At 72.5% G+C, this 15,818-nt stretch carries 16 protein-coding genes; 11 read left to right on the forward strand and 5 right to left on the reverse strand.

Going from position 1 to position 15,818, the window contains the following annotated elements:
* Both ACZ7CF_RS18795 and ACZ7CF_RS18800 read left to right on the forward strand, forming a co-directional pair.
* Complete coding sequence (locus ACZ7CF_RS18795; RefSeq protein WP_470370117.1) at positions 1-2,631, forward strand: TNT domain-containing protein; 2,631 nt, start codon at positions 1-3, stop codon at positions 2,629-2,631.
* On the forward strand, positions 2,628-2,879 hold the full coding sequence (locus tag ACZ7CF_RS18800) for a hypothetical protein (protein ID WP_360394894.1): 252 nt from the start codon (positions 2,628-2,630) through the stop codon (positions 2,877-2,879). Before ACZ7CF_RS18795 ends, ACZ7CF_RS18800 begins: the two co-directional genes overlap by 4 nt.
* On the opposite strand, the gene hisN is transcribed toward ACZ7CF_RS18800, so the two are convergent.
* A complete protein-coding gene (gene hisN, locus ACZ7CF_RS18805) occupies positions 2,860-3,639 on the reverse strand; it encodes a histidinol-phosphatase (RefSeq protein WP_470370118.1) in 780 nt (259 codons plus the stop codon). The two genes, ACZ7CF_RS18800 and hisN, sit on opposite strands and share 20 nt — an antisense overlap.
* A gap of 32 nt (positions 3,640-3,671) precedes the next feature.
* Here hisN and ACZ7CF_RS18810 point away from each other — a divergent pair, with 32 nt between their 5' ends.
* Both ACZ7CF_RS18810 and ACZ7CF_RS18815 read left to right on the forward strand, forming a co-directional pair.
* Entirely contained in the window at positions 3,672-4,346 is a 675-nt protein-coding gene (locus ACZ7CF_RS18810) for a response regulator transcription factor (protein WP_360394899.1), read from the forward strand.
* Positions 4,346-5,620 (forward strand): ATP-binding protein, encoded by a 1,275-nt coding sequence (locus tag ACZ7CF_RS18815; protein WP_470370119.1) that lies wholly within the window; start codon positions 4,346-4,348, stop codon positions 5,618-5,620. The genes ACZ7CF_RS18810 and ACZ7CF_RS18815 overlap by 1 nt, the downstream gene beginning before the upstream one ends.
* A 25-nt stretch (positions 5,621-5,645) precedes the next feature.
* Here ACZ7CF_RS18815 and ACZ7CF_RS18820 read toward each other — a convergent pair whose 3' ends face one another.
* From ACZ7CF_RS18820 to ACZ7CF_RS18830, 3 genes are all read right to left on the reverse strand, one after another.
* Positions 5,646-6,179 (reverse strand): GtrA family protein, encoded by a 534-nt coding sequence (locus ACZ7CF_RS18820; protein WP_360394904.1) that lies wholly within the window; start codon positions 6,177-6,179, stop codon positions 5,646-5,648.
* Entirely contained in the window at positions 6,109-6,708 is a 600-nt protein-coding gene (locus ACZ7CF_RS18825) for a GtrA family protein (protein ID WP_360395657.1), read from the reverse strand. Before ACZ7CF_RS18825 ends, ACZ7CF_RS18820 begins: the two co-directional genes overlap by 71 nt.
* A gap of 89 nt (positions 6,709-6,797) precedes the next feature.
* Positions 6,798-9,020 (reverse strand): sigma-70 family RNA polymerase sigma factor, encoded by a 2,223-nt coding sequence (locus ACZ7CF_RS18830; protein ID WP_470370120.1) that lies wholly within the window; start codon positions 9,018-9,020, stop codon positions 6,798-6,800.
* Positions 9,021-9,159: 139 nt separating this feature from the next.
* Here ACZ7CF_RS18830 and ACZ7CF_RS18835 point away from each other — a divergent pair, with 139 nt between their 5' ends.
* The 7 genes from ACZ7CF_RS18835 (at position 9,160) to ACZ7CF_RS18865 (ending at position 15,233) form a co-directional block, all read left to right on the forward strand.
* Positions 9,160-9,927, forward strand: coding sequence for a GGDEF domain-containing protein (locus ACZ7CF_RS18835; RefSeq protein ID WP_360394909.1), 768 nt, complete (start codon positions 9,160-9,162; stop codon positions 9,925-9,927).
* Between the two features lie 185 nt (positions 9,928-10,112).
* Positions 10,113-10,493 carry a GntR family transcriptional regulator gene (locus ACZ7CF_RS18840; RefSeq protein ID WP_470370121.1) on the forward strand — a complete coding sequence of 127 codons (381 nt, stop codon included), beginning with the start codon at positions 10,113-10,115 and terminating at the stop codon, positions 10,491-10,493.
* Positions 10,490-11,284: an ABC transporter ATP-binding protein gene (locus ACZ7CF_RS18845; RefSeq protein ID WP_470370122.1), complete on the forward strand. Its 795-nt coding sequence runs from the start codon at positions 10,490-10,492 to the stop codon at positions 11,282-11,284. The genes ACZ7CF_RS18840 and ACZ7CF_RS18845 overlap by 4 nt, the downstream gene beginning before the upstream one ends.
* A complete protein-coding gene (locus ACZ7CF_RS18850) occupies positions 11,281-12,201 on the forward strand; it encodes a hypothetical protein (protein WP_470370123.1) in 921 nt (306 codons plus the stop codon). Before ACZ7CF_RS18845 ends, ACZ7CF_RS18850 begins: the two co-directional genes overlap by 4 nt.
* Positions 12,202-12,300: 99 nt before the next feature.
* Positions 12,301-13,500 carry a 5-(carboxyamino)imidazole ribonucleotide synthase gene (locus ACZ7CF_RS18855; protein WP_360394920.1) on the forward strand — a complete coding sequence of 400 codons (1,200 nt, stop codon included), beginning with the start codon at positions 12,301-12,303 and terminating at the stop codon, positions 13,498-13,500.
* The gene (gene purE / locus ACZ7CF_RS18860) at positions 13,497-13,991 is read left to right on the forward strand and encodes a 5-(carboxyamino)imidazole ribonucleotide mutase (protein WP_360394923.1); all 495 of its coding nucleotides are present in this window, start codon (positions 13,497-13,499) and stop codon (positions 13,989-13,991) included. Before ACZ7CF_RS18855 ends, purE begins: the two co-directional genes overlap by 4 nt.
* A gap of 78 nt (positions 13,992-14,069) precedes the next feature.
* Complete coding sequence (locus tag ACZ7CF_RS18865; RefSeq protein WP_470370124.1) at positions 14,070-15,233, forward strand: acyl-CoA dehydrogenase; 1,164 nt, start codon at positions 14,070-14,072, stop codon at positions 15,231-15,233.
* 79 nt (positions 15,234-15,312) lie between these two features.
* On the opposite strand, the gene ACZ7CF_RS18870 is transcribed toward ACZ7CF_RS18865, so the two are convergent.
* Positions 15,313-15,818: WD40 repeat domain-containing protein (locus ACZ7CF_RS18870; protein ID WP_470370125.1), on the reverse strand; the 506-nt coding region annotated here is incomplete at its 5' end.

Consider the following 15,818-nt stretch of genomic DNA (forward strand, 5'->3'; position numbering starts at 1 on the left):
ATGGGCATCGAGCTTCCCGCCGAACTCGCCGAGGTCGCCGCCAAGGCAGGCGTCTCGTGGCCCAAGGCGGACGAGGACAAGCTGCGCGCCAGTGCCACGGCCTGGCGCGAGGCCGGCGACAAGATCACCCGGCTGGGTGCCTCCGCCGACGGCGCCGCCGGCCGCGCGTTCGAGAGCCTGCACGGCGCGACCGGTGACGCCGCACGCGGTACGTGGACCAAGGTCGTGGCACCCGACGGCGACCTCCAGCGCGCCGCGAAGGGCTGCCACGCCGCCGCCGCGCGCCTCGACCACGCCGCCAAGCAGGTCGGTGCCGCCAAGGTCGAGATCGTCCGCGAGCTCGTGACGCTCGCGAAGAACAACGACGCCGCCAAGGCCGCCGCCGGCACCGGCAACCAGACCGCGCTGCTCGGCCTCGAGACGCTGATCCGCGGCGCCGCGGCCAACGTCGCGAACCTGACCAACACCCTGACCTCCGCCATCCGCCTGGACAACGGGGTCGACATGGGCCAGGCCGGCCAGCCGGTCAACACCGCGCCCGGCTCCCACGGCCCCGGCCTGAACCTCGGTGGCGCTCCCGGCGGTCTGCTCGGCGGCGTCCTCGCGCCCGTCGGCGAGGTCGTCACCGGTGTCACCGCCCCGGTCGCCGAGGTCGTGTCCGGCGTGACCGCACCCGTGGCCCCCGTGGTCGGCGCGGTGACGGCACCGGTCGCACCCGTGCTCGGCGCGGTCACCGCCCCGGTCGCCCCGGTGGTCGGCGCCGTGACCGACGTCGCCGCACCCGTCCTCGACGCAGCGGCCCCGGTCACCGCACCGGCCGCCGCCGTCGTGGCGCCCGTCCTCGACGCGGTCCCCGGTGGCCGCGAGGCCGCCGCACCGGTCCTCGACGCGGTCGACGGCCCCGGTGACGGGCACGGCCGCGGTGAGGGTCGCGGTGAGGGCCACGGTCCCGCCCAGGGTGGGGGCCAGGGTCCTGCCGACGGTCCCGGCCGCGGTGGCGAAGGCCCCGGCCGCGGCCAGGGCCCGCAGGTCCTGCCGCAGGTGCTCGGCCCGGTCGCCGACGCCGTCGCCCCGGTCGCGCAGCACGCCGCCGACGCCATCCCGAGCGTCCACGGCAGCCTCGGCCCCGTCGCCGAGGGCACTACGCAGGCCGCAGGTGCCGCGGTCCTCGACCGCCCGTTCACGCCCGATCTGCACAACCAGCCCGCGGCCCCGCAGACCGGTGCCCCGAGCGCTCCGAACGCACCCGCCGGCCCGGGGATGAGCGGCCCGTCCGGCCCGATCGGCGGACCCGCCGGTGGTGTCGGTGGCGCGGTGGGTGGTGCTGCCGGTGCCGTCGGCGCGGCTCCGGCCGCAGCGGCCCACGCGGGTGCCGCGGTCGCCGGTCAGCAGGGCCAGGCCGGTGCGACCGGTCAGGGCCAGCAGGGTCAGGGCCAGCAGGGTGCCAAGGTCGGCGCTCAGCCCGGTGCCCAGGCCGCGGCCCAGGGCACGGCTCAGCCGGGTGCCCAGTCCGGCCCCGGCGCGCAGTCCGGTCCGGGTGCGCAGTCCGCGGCGGGCAAGGCGGGTGCGCCCGGCGCGGCAGGTGCCGCGGGTGCGGCGGGCCAGGCCTTCGGCAACCAGCCGGGCCAGCTCGGCACCCAGACCGGCCAGAGCGGTCCCGGCCAGTCCGGCCAATCCAGCCAGTCCGGTCAGTCCGGTCAGGGCCAGCCCGGTGCCAAGGACGGCCTCACCAAGGACGGCCTCGCCAAGGACCCGGCGAAGGACGCCCTGCTCAAGGACGGCCTGCCCGACCCGGCCGACGACGCGCCCGGCGGTGCCGCGACCGGTGGCTCCACCGCACCGAACCCCGGCGACACCCTCGTCTCGGCCCCGGTGGCCCCCGGCGTGGACCTCGGCCAGCAGTCGAGCCCGATCGCCGACCGCCTGGAGAACCGCGACCAGTCGCAGGCACTGGCCGGTGCGCCCGGCATCGCCTACGACATCGCCCGCCACGCTTACACGGCGGCCGCGGTCGGCAGCTGGTTCATGGCGGTCTTCCTCAGCGCGGGCCAGCCCCCGCGACTGGCCCCGAAGCCCGCACGCCAGCTGCCCGCGCCGAAGCAGGAGGAGACCGAGCCGGTCGCCCGGTTCGCCCCGCAGGACCACCCGCGGGCGGACCTGGTCGACCCGTCCACCCCGCGGCCGTTCGAGCCGACCGGTGGGCTCGGCGCGGACCACCCGGTCGTGCAGGCCCTGCTGGAGGGCTACGACCCGTTGGCGGGCATGCACGAACGCGACTGGGACGCCCTCTTCCTCACCGAGGACGGCGAGCCGAGGTGGCCCGCCGAACGCGAGGGCGGCTACGAGGCCAGCCGGCCGGAGGTGCTCCAGGCGGGCGCGGAGCTCGACCGGTTCGGCACGCCGGAGGGCCGGGTCCTGAGCACCGCGGGCACGCCGTACGCGGAGCGGTCCCTGCCCCCGCACAGCGCCGGACAGGGCTACCGCCGCTACCGGGTCGTCCGCGACCTGCCCGTCCACCGCACGATCAGCGCACCCTGGTTCGGCCAGCCCGGCGGCGGCGCGCGGTACCGCACCACCCACCCGGTCGCCGACCTCGTCGCGCTCGGCTACCTCACGGAGATCACCGCATGAACGTCGAGACGCTGCCCGAGTGGCTGACCAGGATCGGTGTGCCGGACGACGTCGTCAGCATCGGCGAGGAGGCGGACCAGCGCTGGTGCGTCCTCACCGAGGACGGCTACGAGGTGTTCTGGCAGGAGCAGGGCAACCGGTACGACTGGGCCAGGTTCGACGACGAGAGCGTGGCGTGCCACTACCTCTTCGGCCGCCTCGCCTGGGCCCAGGTCGCACGCGGAACCCTCACGGCGCCAACAGCGTGAGAGCGGCCTCGTGCAGGTGGCCGTTCGACGTCAGCACGTTGCCGGCGTCGTAGCGCTCCTCACCCTCCAGTGAGGTGAAGCGGCCACCCGCCTCGGTCACCAGCACCTGGAACGGCGCGATGTCCCACGGGTTCGCGACCGCTTCCGGGGCCAGGTCGATCGCACCCTCGGCGACCAGGCAGTGCTGGTAGAAGTCGCCGAACGCGCGGCTCTCCCAGGTGGCGTCGACCAGCCGCAGGTACGACTCGCGGGTGCGGTACTGCACCCACGTCTTGAGGTCGGTCGTCGAGACGTAGGCGTCCTCCAGCTCCCGCACCCCGGACACGGAGATCGCCCGCTCACCGGCGGCGTCGGAGGCGAACGCGCCCCCGCCCGCGGCGGCCCACCAGCGGCGGCCCAGCGCGGGGGACGACACGACGCCCACGACCGGCACGCCGTCGACGACCAGGGCGATCAGCGTCGCCCAGATCGGCACGCCGCGCAGGAAGTTCTTGGTGCCGTCGATCGGGTCGAGCACCCAGACCCGTGCGGCGTCCAGCGTGCCGCCGCGTTCCTCGCCCATGACGACGTCGTCGGGGCGTTCGGCGGTGAGCAGCGCGCGGACGGCGTCCTCGACGGCGATGTCGGCGTCGGTCACGGGGGTGCGGTCCGGTTTGCGCTCCACGGCGAGGTCGTGGGAGCGGAACCGGGTGGCGGTGATCGCGTCGGCGGCGTCGGCGAGGCGCAGGGCGAGTTCGAGATCAGCATCGTGGCGTGACACGCGGCGATCGTTCCACGAATAGTCTGATTGCCGTGAGCGTGGTGTTGCTGGCCGAGGACGACCCGGCCATCGCGGAACCGCTCTCCCGCGCGTTGACGCGGGAGGGCTATTCGGTGCAGGTCGTCGGGGACGGGCCGAGCGCCTTCGACGCCGCGATCACCGGGGGCATCGACCTCCTGGTGCTCGACCTGGGACTGCCCGGCATGGACGGGTTGGAGGTGTGCCGCAGACTCCGGCAGAACGGCAGGGGCATCCCGGTGCTGATGCTCACGGCCCGTGCCGACGAGGTCGACTTCGTGGTCGGCCTGGACGCGGGCGCGGACGACTATGTGGCCAAGCCGTTCCGCCTGGCCGAGTTGATGGCCCGCATCCGCGCCCTACTGCGCCGCCGCGCGCCCGGCACGCTGGAGGTCAACGGCGTGCGGGTCGACCTGGCCGCGCGCAGGGTGACCGTCGACGGCGGGGAGGTCCAGCTGGCGAACAAGGAGTTCGAGCTGCTCAAGGTGCTGATCCAGCGCGCTGGTCAGGTCGTGAGCCGCGACGAGATCCTCTCCGAGGTCTGGAACGACCCGGACCTCAAGGGCAGCAAGACGCTCGACATGCACATGTCGTGGCTGCGGCGGAAGCTCGGCGACGGCACCCCGAACTCCGCGGAGAAGCGCATCGCGACCGTGCGCGGCCGCGGTTTCCGCTTCAACGCCGACTGATGCGCCGCCGCATCCTGCGGGCGATCCTGCTCGCCGTCGCCGTCACCGGGTTCGTGCTCGGCCTCCCGCTGGGCTACTCGGCGCTGACGCTCGTCGAGGACAGCGCCCGCGGCGACCTCACCGAACGCGCCCAGAGCATCGCGACCAAGCTCGACGACCAGATCGCCGGCCGGCAGGTCCTGGACGTCGAGGCCGTGAAGTTCGCCGTTCCCACCGGTGGCCGCCTCACCGTGGTGTCCGGGGGCGCGACGACCGTGACGGGTCCGTCGCCCGGTGCCGACCCGCTGACCGTCGAGCTGACGATCGCCCAGCAGGGCACCGTGCGGCTGGAGATCCCCTCCGGTCCCATGCACACCACGCAGTACCAGGTGGCGGGCCTGGTGCTGCTGCTGCTCGCGCTCTCCGTCGGCACCGGCACGGTCGTCGCGCTGGTGACGGCGCAGACGTTGTCGCGGCCCCTCATCTACGTCGCGACCCGTGCGTCCCGCCTCGGTGCCGGCGACTTCCGCGAGGACGGCCAGCGCTTCGGCATCCCCGAGCTCGACGCCGTCTCCGAGGCCCTCGACACCTCCGCCACCGCCCTCGCCCGCCTCGTCCAACGCGAACGTGAGCTCGTCGGTGACGTCTCCCACCAGCTCCGCAGCCGCCTGACGGCACTGCAGCTGCGCCTGGAGGCCCTTGCCGAGCACCCGGAACCCGACACGGCCGCCGAGGCCCGTGCCGCCCTCGAACAGGCCGAACGCCTGGCCGCCGTCCTCGACGAGCTCCTCGCCGCCGCCCGCGCCGCCCGTGCCGTGGATGCGGAACCGCTGGAGATGCGCCCCGCCCTGACCGCCATCGCCGAGGAATGGCGCGAACAGGTCAAGAGCCAGGGTCGTGCGTTGCGCGTCCGTGTGCCCGATGGCCTGCTCGCGCGCGCCACGCCCGCCCGTCTGCGCGAGGCCATCGGCGTGCTGCTCGACAACGCCCTGCGCCACGGCGAGGGTTCCGTCGTCGTCTCCGCGCGAGGGGAGGAGGGCACGGTCGTGGTCGAGGTGTCCGACGGCGGCGCCGGTGTGCCGGATGAGCTGGCCGCGCACATCTTCGAGCGTGGCGTGTCCGGCGGTGGCTCCACGGGCGTGGGCCTGGCGCTGGCCCGCGCGCTCGTCGACGCGGACGGCGGGCGGCTGGAGCTGTCGACGGCACGGCCCGCGACGTTCGCGGTGTTCCTGCCGGTCCCGAAGGCCAAGGACGTGATCGGCATCCCCTGGAAGGCGCCGAGCACGCCCCGTTAGCCCTCCCGCATCTTCGGGGAGGGGGTCAGGAGTGGCCGAGCGCCTGCTCGTCGTCGAGGGGGCGCTGGTTGCGGGCGTTCTCCTCGGGGAACACCCACTTCTTGTACCCGTACCAGCGGAACGCCATCGCGACCAGCGTGCCGACGATCTGCGCGCTGAGGAAGTCCGCCAGCTCCTCCGTCACCCGCGTGACGTGCGGCTCCTGGAGGTCGAACAGGTAGCGCGACACCCACAGCGGCGCCGAGTTCAGCACGATGCCGATCCCGTTGACCAGGAAGAACAACGCGGCCTCGTGATGCCGCTCGCGGCCGCCTCGGGTGCGGAATGACCACTCGCGGTTCAGGACGTACGACACGATCGTGGCGACCAGGGTCGCGATGATCTTCGCCGTCACCGGGTGCGATGGGAGCACCAGGGTCTTGATGCCGAAGAACAGCACCGTGTCGATGATGAAGCAGGTGCCCCCGACCAGGGCGAACTTGACCAGTTCACGATGCTTCAGCGCGATCGACCGGATCGGTTCCGGAAACCGGGAGACCACTGTTTCGGATAGTGACACGAGACGAGTCTACGGAGATCGGGTGAACTCGCCGGTCAGGCCGGGCACCGGCGTCCGGGAACACCCACCGGCGCATGGCCCAGAACTTGAACCCGGTCGCGAGCAGCATGCCGATGATCGAGCCGGACACGAAGTCGGCGATCTCCTCGGTCAGTGCCGGCACGGCTGGCGCCTGCAGGCCGAACAGGTGCCGCGACAGCCACAGCGGCAGGATGTTGATCGCCACGCCCAGGCCGCTGACCAGGAAGAACAGCGCCGCCTCGTGGTGGCGCTCGCGGCCGCCGCGGGTGTGGAACGACCACTCGCGCGACAGCACGTACGAGGCGATGATCGCCACCAGCACGCCGATGACCTTGGCCGTGACGACCTTGTCGGTCAGGATCGTCAGCTTCAGCGCGTACCAGACGCCGTTGTCGATGAGGAACGTCGTGCCGCCGACGACGGCGAACCGGATCAGCTCACGGTGCTTGTTGATGAGGAACCGGAGAGGTTCGGGGAACCAGCTCAGGACCTTGCGAGCGATCGGCAGCACCGCGCCAGCTTACGGATCAAGGTAACGGCCATCGCCCCGGGGTGTTACTTTCCGCAACGTCCGGATTGGTCTGGAATGTCCGGAAATCAGTGTTCAGGCGTCCGGCACGGCCACGGCAGGAGGTCCGGGATCAGCGGCAGCCGCCACACCGGCGGCGGCTCGCACGGCTCCGACGTGGGCGGTGGCGTCGTGGGCGGAGTGGTCGTGGGCGGCACCGGCACCGTGGTCGACGGTGGTGTGGACGGCAGCGGCAGGGTCGGCACCGGGACCGGAGGCACTGCCGGGGTGGTCGGTTCGACCGGCGTGGACGGCTTCGTCGGCTCGGTCGTCCGGCCCGGCTTCGTGGGCTCGGTCGGCTTCGCCGGCTCGGTCGTCGGCACGGGGGCCGGGGCCGGCGGCTCCACCGGGTCGACCGGCCAGTGGTCCGGCCGGCCCTTCACCGGCACGGTCACCGACTTCGTCGCGTTGCCCAGGGTGGCGGTCACGGTGATCGACCCGCCCCGGTGCGGCGGCCCGAACGCCCACGCGGACATCCGGAACTTCGCGCCCTGTTCGAGGTCCGCGACGCAGCGGAGGACGTTCCTGTCCGTGCGCGTGCAGTCGCGGTACGGCGTGAACACCACAACGTCGGACGACGCGGACAGCTCCAGCTTCAGCGTGCCCGGCCGCGGTCCGCGGTTGCGCACCTGGACGTCGACCCGCGGGTCCCAGAACACCTGGTGCCACGTCGAGGCGGTGAGCTCGATGTCGTCGTTGACCGGCGGCACCTCGACGCCGACGCTGACGTTCACGCTGATCGCCGTGCCCGCGCTGACGGCGCCGGTGATGACGCCGGTCACCGCCTCGGGCGTGGCGCGCAGCCGGAAGAGGAACGTCGCCTGCCCGCCGGGGGCGATGCCCTGCGGGGTCGTGCAGGTGATCACGCCGCTGCCGGCCGGGCAGTTCACGGTCTGGTCGGCGGCGCCGTCCGGTTGCAGCAGGCGCGCGGCGAACGACGAGGGCCCGCCGGTCGACAGCACGCCCGGTGGCAGCGTGAGCACCATGCTCGCGGGCGGTGCCGCGGTGCCGCCGGTGTTGCGGACGGTGATCGGCAGGTCCTTGGCCTCCTCGCCGGGCGTGAGCGTGAACCCGGTCGGGACGGTCGGGGTCAGCACGGCGGGCGGCGGCGGAGCCGGCTCCTCGGCCGGTGGCGCCTGCGGCGGCGGGGCGGGGACCGGCGCTTCGGGTGCCGGTTCCGGAGTCGGGACCGGCGCCGGCGGAGACGGCGGAGGTGGCGGGACGGGCGTCGGCACCTGGACCGCGGGCGGGGGCGGCGGCTGGACGACCGTCTGCGCGGGCGGCGCTTCGGCCTGCACCCGCGCGGGCGCCTGCTCGCCGCCACCGGAGGCGAGCGCGATCGCGACGGCGGCCACCACCGCGGCGGCGGAACCACCGACGGTGAGCAGCTGGCGGGGCAGCGCGGCACCGGCCGCGCCCGCGCCACCCGCGGCGGCACCGGCACCGACGGCGACCTTGGTCGCGCCCGCGACCGTGAGGTAGGTGGCGGCACCCGCGCCCAGCACCAGCGGGGCGACGAACCCGCGCAGCGCGCCGTTGACGTCGGCGAGCTCCGCGGCCAGCGAACGGCACCGGTAGCACTCGTCGAGGTGCGCCTCGACCTGCGTCGCCTCGCGCCTGGACAGACCGGCGCGGGTCCACGCGCCGAGCCGGTCGACGGTCGCCTTGCAGCGCTCGGCGTCGGTCTCGGCCAGGTGCATCTGCAGGTACTGCTGCTTGAGGCCCTCGCGGGCGCGGTAGGCGAGCGCGGACACGCCGTTGGCCGTCAACCCGAGCAGCGGGCCGACCTCGGCGGGCGACTGGCCCTCGATCTCGGTGTGCCAGAGCACTGTCTGCCAACGCTCGGGCAACGCGGCGAACGCGCGCGCTGCGAGCGACCGTTCCAGACCGGCGACCGCGGTGTCGCTGAACGCCACGGGCGGCGCGACGTCGGTCATGTCCTCGGTGAGGTCGACCTTCTTGTCGCGGCGGGTCTTGTCGTAGGCGGTGTGCCGCAGCGCGGTCAGCAGGTACGCGCGGAACGCCGAGTCGGGGCCGCGGCCGGCGCGCAGCGTGTCGAGCACCTTCGCGAAGGCCTCCGACACCAGGTCGTCCGCCTCGGCCTGCGAGCGGGCCAACTGGCGGGCGAGGTTGTAGGCCGCCGAGACGTGCCGTTCGTACAACTGGCCGTAGGCGTCGATGGTCCCTCCGCGCACGGACTCGATGAGTTCCGCGTCGCTCGGGCCCTGGACGTCTGCAGGAACGGTCGCCAAGATTCTTTCCCCTCCTCGCGCGCCCAGTGTGACCTACGGCCCGCGGAAGAGTCATCTCAATCCCCCGCGAGGGTTGCGTCACGAGCCGGGCACGGGCGCGTCTCCCACCTGGAATCCACGGAGAAGGGAGACGGACCGGGTGGGAGTCGCACAAGCGGAACGCCTGCTGAAGGCCAGATGGCGGACCGCCACGATGGCCGCGGGCTGGGCGTTCCCCGCAGACTGGCCGCTCGCCGAGGTCGACGAGGTGTGCGCGGCGGTGTCGGAGGGCACCGACCCCTCCGACGCGCTCGTGCGGCTCGGCCGGGCTCGTGCCGAGGCGGGTGCCGGTCTCGGCGAGACGCTGCTCGACCTGGCGGCGCTGCACGCCGTGCTGACCGACGAGTCGCACGTCGTGTCGCCGGACGTCGACGCGCTCCCGTCGCGGATGGTGCGCACGACGGCGCTGGGGTGGGCGGACGTGGTGACGAGGCAGGCGGGCGACTGCGCGGCCGAGGACCCGCTGACCGGGCTGGCCACCACCGCCTACCTGCGGACGCGGCTGGGCGAGGTGTACCGCGAGACGCCGGTCGTGCCGCTCGACTACGCGCTGGTGCTGCTGCGCCTCGACACGCACCGCGCTACGGGCTGGTCCCGCGTGGTCGCTATGACGCTGGCCTCCGACGCCCTGCGCACGGTCTTCGACGGCGGCGAGACCCTGGCGACCCTCGGCCCGAGCGTGGCCGCGGTGCTGGCCCGCCGCGACGAGACCCTCGCGCGCCGCGTTTCCAACCTGCGCGTCCTCAGCGCGGACCGGCTCGCCGACGACCCGCACGTCAGCCCGGCCGGTCCCGCGAAGGTGTGGACCGAACGCCTCCCCGACACCCACTCCCAGGCCTGCGCCCTCCTCACGTCGCTCGGACGCTGACCCCCCTGTCCCGCGCCCGCGCGCTCCCCGTTCCCCACCGTCACGCGGGGACCCCACGTTCCCTTCTGGGGAACGCGGGGCCCCCGCGTGCGCTCCTGGAGTACGAAAGCTCCCCGCGTGCACTTCACAACGGCGCGAGAAGTGTTCTATTGTCTTAGTTCAGTAGCACAATCTGGGGAGCGTGTGTGGTCGAGTTCCACGTCGACCGCGGCAGTGGCCTTCCGGCGTACCTGCAGCTGGGGCAGCAGGTCAGGGAGGCCATGAGGCTCGGCTGGTTGCAGCCGGGCGACCGGTTGCCGACGGTCCGCGACGTCGTCGCGCGCAGCGGGGTGAACGCGAACACCGTGCTGAAGGCCTACCGCGAGCTGGAGCTCGCCGGTCTCGTCGAGGCCCGCCAGGGCTCCGGCACCTTCGTCAAGGCGTCCCTGGGGTCCGCCGCCCCCGAGGACCTGGACCCGCTGCGGGTCACGCTCGCCGGCTGGGTCGCGGGGGCACGCGCCGCCGGGTTGGAGGACGACGACATCTACGCGCTGCTGCGCGAGGTGCTGAGCAGGGGAGCGCAATGAGCGTGGTCGCGGCCGAAGTCTCGAAGTGGGCCATCCGTGGCGTCTCCTTCGAGCTGCCGCCGGGCAGCGTCACCGCCGTGGTCGGCGCCAACGGTTCCGGCAAGTCGACGCTGCTGAACGTGCTGGCCGGGCACCTGCCCCCGGAGTCGGGGCACACGGCGGTCGCGGGCCGCGTCGCGTACGTGCCGCAGCACAAGCCGATCTACCGCAACTTCAAGGTGGCGGACGTCCTGCAGTTCGGCCGGCGGATGAACGCGGTGTGGCACAACGACCTCGCCGACGCGTGGCTGACCAGGTTCAAGGTGCCGCGCCGGCTGCAGATGGGCGACCTCTCCGGCGGCCAGCGCACCCACGTGACGCTGGCGCTGGCGTTGGGCGCACGCCCGGACGTGCTGCTGCTGGACGAACCACTGTCCGAACTGGACCCGTTGGCGCGCCGCAGGGTCATGAGCGCGTTGCTGACCGAGGTCTCCGACAACGGCATGACGCTCGTCTTCTCGACGCACGTCGTCGCCGAGATCGGTGGCGTCGCCGACCGGTTGCTGCTGATGCACGACGGCCGCGTGCTCGTCGACGGCGACACCGACGAGCTGCTGGAGGAGCACGTCCTCTACACCGGCCCGCACGCCTTGCAGCCACCGGTGGAGGGACCGGTGGTGCTGGCCAGGCACGGTCAGGCGCAGTCGACGTTCCTGGTGCGCTCCGGCGGTGCCCGGGTGGACGAGCCGTGGACCGCCCGGTACGTGACGCTGGAGGAGCTGGTCGTGGCACACCTGGAGCGTGCGGCGTGAACGCGGAGACGATGATCTGGCTGACGTGGCGCCAGCACCGCTGGGCCATCACCACGACCTCGGCCCTCGCCCTGTTCGCGGCGTACGGGCTCGTGTCGGCGGAGCTGCGGCACTTCCAGGTGACGATGACGCTGGCCGCGTTCTACGGCCTGGTGGTGCAGCTCGGGTTCGGCGCTGTCGTCGGGGCGTTCTGGGGCGCCCCGCTGCTGGCCCGCGAGCTGGAGGAACGCACCTACTTCGTCGCCTGGGGTCAGGACGTCACGCCCGCGCAGTGGTTGCGCGGCAAGCTGGTCGTGCTCGGCCTGCTCGCCGCGGTGCTCGCCGCGCTGGTCGGCGTCGACGACGGCCTGGGCGGCAGCGAGGACCGGTCGTGGTCGATGTTCGAGGCGAACTGGGTGGTGCAGGTCGGGTACGCGCTGCTGGGCCTCGCCATCGGCGTCCTGGCCGGTCTGCTGACCCGGCACACGCTCACCGCCATGGCCGCGACCCTCGTCTGCTACACCGTCGTCCGGACCGTGCTCGCCGTGGTGGCCCGCGACCGCTACCTGCCGGTGCACCGCTCGATCGCGCGCTGGGACCAGAACCCGGCGGTGCCGAACGACGCGTTGAAGATCGGCGACGGCTTCGTCGGCCGCGACCTGGAACCGGTGCCCGTGCCCGACCAGTGCGCGGGCCTGGTCCCCAACGGCTGCATGCGCCGCACCGGCTCCGCCATCGGCACCTACACCGACTACCAGCCGGCGGACCGCATCGACGTCTTCCGCTGGATCGAGTTCGGCGTCTGCGCGGCACTGGCCGCGGCGGCGTTGTGGCTGACGTTCCGCTTGCTGCGCAACGGCGGCGGCTGGCGACCCTCGCGTTCGCACCGCCGTGACGTCTCGACGGCTCCGGTCGCCCCCGCCCCGGCGCAGGGGTAGGCCGGTCCCGCTCGCCTGCTGAACGGCTCCACTGGGGGTGTGGCCGTTCAGCAGGCACCGTTCGGCGGTTGCGGAACGTGCAGGTAGGCTGCCTGAACCGTGGACTCCCGTACCCGTCTCCCCGTCGTCGGAATGATCGGCGGCGGGCAGCTCGCCCGCATGACCCACCAGGCCGCGATCCCGCTCGGACAGTCGCTGCGCGTGCTCGCCGTCTCGGAGAACGACCCCGCCGCCCTCGTGGCGCGCGACGTGGTCCTCGGCACGCACACCGACCTCGACGCGCTGCGCTCGTTCGCGAAGGGCTGCGAGGTGGTCACGTTCGACCACGAGCACGTGCCCGGCGACCACCTGCGCGCGCTCGTCGCCGAGGGCGTGAAGGTGCACCCCGGCCCGGACGCGCTGCAGTACGCGCAGGACAAGCTGAAGATGCGGGTGCGGCTGGCGGAGCTGGGCCTGCCGGTGCCGCCGTTCACCGAGGTGAACGACGTCCGCGACGTGCTGCGGTTCGGTGCCGAACACGGCTGGCCGTGCGTGCTGAAGGCGGTCCGCGGCGGCTACGACGGCCGTGGCGTGTGGATGCTGAACACCCCGTCGGGCGCCGAACGGGTCGTGCCCGAGCTGCTGGAGGCCGGGACACCGCTGATGGTCGAGCAGTGCGTGCCGATGCGCCGCGAGCTGGCCGCCGTGGTGGCGCGCTCGCCGTTCGGCCAGGGTGCCGCGTGGCCGGTCGTCGAGACCGTGCAGTCCGACGGCATCTGCGTCGAGGTCCTCGCCCCCGCCCCCGCGCTGGACGGTGACGAGGCCCAGGAGCTGGCCCTGAAGGTCGCCGACGCGCTGGGTGTCGTGGGCGTGCTGGCCGTGGAGCTGTTCGAGACCGCCTCCGGCGTCGTCGTGAACGAGCTCGCCATGCGCCCCCACAACTCCGGCCACTGGTCCATCGAGGGCGCCCGCACCTCCCAGTTCGAACAGCACCTGCGCGCGGTCCTCGACTACCCCCTCGGCCGCACCGACCTGATGGCCCCGGCCGTGGTGATGGCGAACGTGCTGGGCGCCACCGAACCGCCCGCCATGGGCCCGGACGAGCGCGTGCACCACCTGTTCGCCCGTTTCCCGGACGCGCACGTGCACCTCTACGGCAAGGAGGAACGGCCGGGCCGCAAGGTCGGCCACGTGACGTTCCTCGGCAACGACATGACGACGGTCCGCACGCGCGCACGGCTGGCGGCGGACTGGCTGTCCACCGGCGTCTGGTCGGACGGGTACGACATCCACGGCGAAGAGAAGCGGAGCGCGCAGTGAGTGCGGTTCAGGTTGGCGTGATCATGGGCAGCGACTCGGACTGGCCGGTGATGAAGGCCGCCACCGAGGCACTGGCCGAGTTCGACGTGCCGTTCGAGGTGAGCGTCGTCTCCGCCCACCGCACCCCGCAGCGCATGCTCGACTACGCGTCCTCCGCGGCGTCGCGCGGTCTGCGGGTGATCATCGCCGGCGCGGGCGGCGCCGCCCACCTGCCCGGCATGGTGGCCTCCGCCACGGTGCTGCCGGTCATCGGCGTCCCGGTGCCCCTGAAGTACCTCGACGGCATGGACTCGCTGCTCTCGATCGTGCAGATGCCCGCAGGCGTCCCAGTCGCGACCGTCTCGGTGGGTGGAGCGCGCAACGCGGGCCTGCTGGCCGTGCGGGTGCTGGCTTCGTCCGATGTGGCGTTGCAGGAGCGCATGGCCCGCTTCCAGGCAGAACTCGAGCAGCTCGTACTAGACAAGGACGCGGCTCTGCAGAAGTCCCTCTGAGTGCTCAACGGCACAGCGGCGCCCGGTGTGAACGGGCGCTAACATCGTGCCGAGTACTCACTACCGGGAGGTAACAAGGTGAACCCGAGCTTCGGCACCTACCAGCTCGCCGAGGAGCACGAGGCGCTGCGAGAGGCCGTCCGCTCGCTCGCCGAGAAGGAGATCAAGCCGTACGCGGCCGAGGTCGACGAGAACGAGCGCTTCCCGGTGGAGGCCCACAACGCCCTGGTCAAGGCCGGCTTCGCCGCCGTCCACGTCCCCGAGTCCTACGACGGCCAGGGCGCCGACTCCGTCGCCACCTGCATCGTGATCGAGGAGGTGGCCCGCGTCTGCGCGTCCTCCTCGCTGATCCCGGCGGTGAACAAGCTCGGCACCATGCCGATCCTCCTGTCGGCCTCGGAGGAGCTCAAGCAGCTCGTCATGCCGTCCATCGCCTCCGGTGAGGCGATGGCTTCCTACGCCCTGTCGGAGCGCGAGGCCGGCTCGGACACCGCCTCGATGCGCACGCGTGCTCTGCTGGACGGCGACCACTGGGTGCTCAACGGCACCAAGTGCTGGATCACCAACGCCGGCGAGTCCACCTGGTACACGGTCATGGCGGTGACGGACCCGCAGGCGGCCAAGAAGTCCGCCGGTATCTCGGCTTTCGTGGTGCACAAGGACGACCCCGGGTTCTCCGTGGGCCCCAAGGAGCGCAAGCTCGGCATCAAGGGCTCGCCGACCCGGGAGATCTACTTCGAGAACTGCACGATCCCTGCCGACCGGATCATCGGTGAGCCGGGTACCGGCCTGAAGACGGCTCTTCGCACTCTGGACCACACGCGTCCGACGATCGGTGCGCAGGCCGTGGGCATCGCGCAGGGTGCCCTGGAGGCCGCGGTCGCGTACGTCAAGGACCGCAAGCAGTTCGGGAAGTCCATTTCGGACTTCCAGGGCGTGCAGTTCATGCTCGCGGACATGGCGATGAAGATCGAGGCCGCGCGGCACATGGTGTACGTCGCCGCTGCGAAGGCTGAGCGTGGTGAGGCGAACATCGGGTTCATCACCGCTGCGGCCAAGTGCTTCGCTTCGGACGTGGCCATGGAGGTCACCACCGATGCCGTGCAGCTGTTCGGTGGGGCGGGGTACACGCGGGACTTCCCCGTGGAGCGGATGATGCGGGACGCGAAGATCACGCAGATTTACGAGGGCACGAACCAGATCCAGCGCGTTGTGATGTCGCGGGCGGTTCTGAACGGCTGAGTTCTTCGGCTTTGTTTTGCGGCTTGGCGGCCGGGCTGATCTTTGGATCGGGTCCGGCCGCCGAGCCGTTTTTTGTTGCCTACTCGGGCATTGGGGGGAGTGGGCCGAAGGTCTCCGCCGGCAGGCGGTCGATGTGGCCGTCGCGGACGACCTGCCAGCCGAGCCAGCGCCATGCGCCGTCGGTGCAGCCGACCAGCTCTTCGGTTTTAGAGTCGATGACGGCGAACTCTTCTTCGGGGAAGAACACCAGGTAGGTGCCTACTTGCTTGCCGGTGATGGGGTCCCAGATGCGTGCGGTGTTGTCGTGGCTGCCGGTGAGGATGTGGGTGCCGTCGGGGGACCAGGCCACGGAGTTGATCACGCCGGTGTGTCCGGTGAGTGTGTGGAGTGGTTGTCCGGTGGTGGGGTCCCAGGTGCGTGCGGTGTTGTCGCCGCTGCCGGTGAGGATGTGGGTGCCGTCGGGGGACCAGGCGACTGCCTGAATCCACTCGGTGTGTCCGGTGAGTGTGTGGAGTGGTTGTCCGGTGGTGGGGTCCCAGGTGCGTGCGGTGTTGTCGCCGCTGCCGGTGAGGATGTGGGTGCCGC

This window comes from Lentzea sp. NPDC036955, assembly GCF_055608005.1.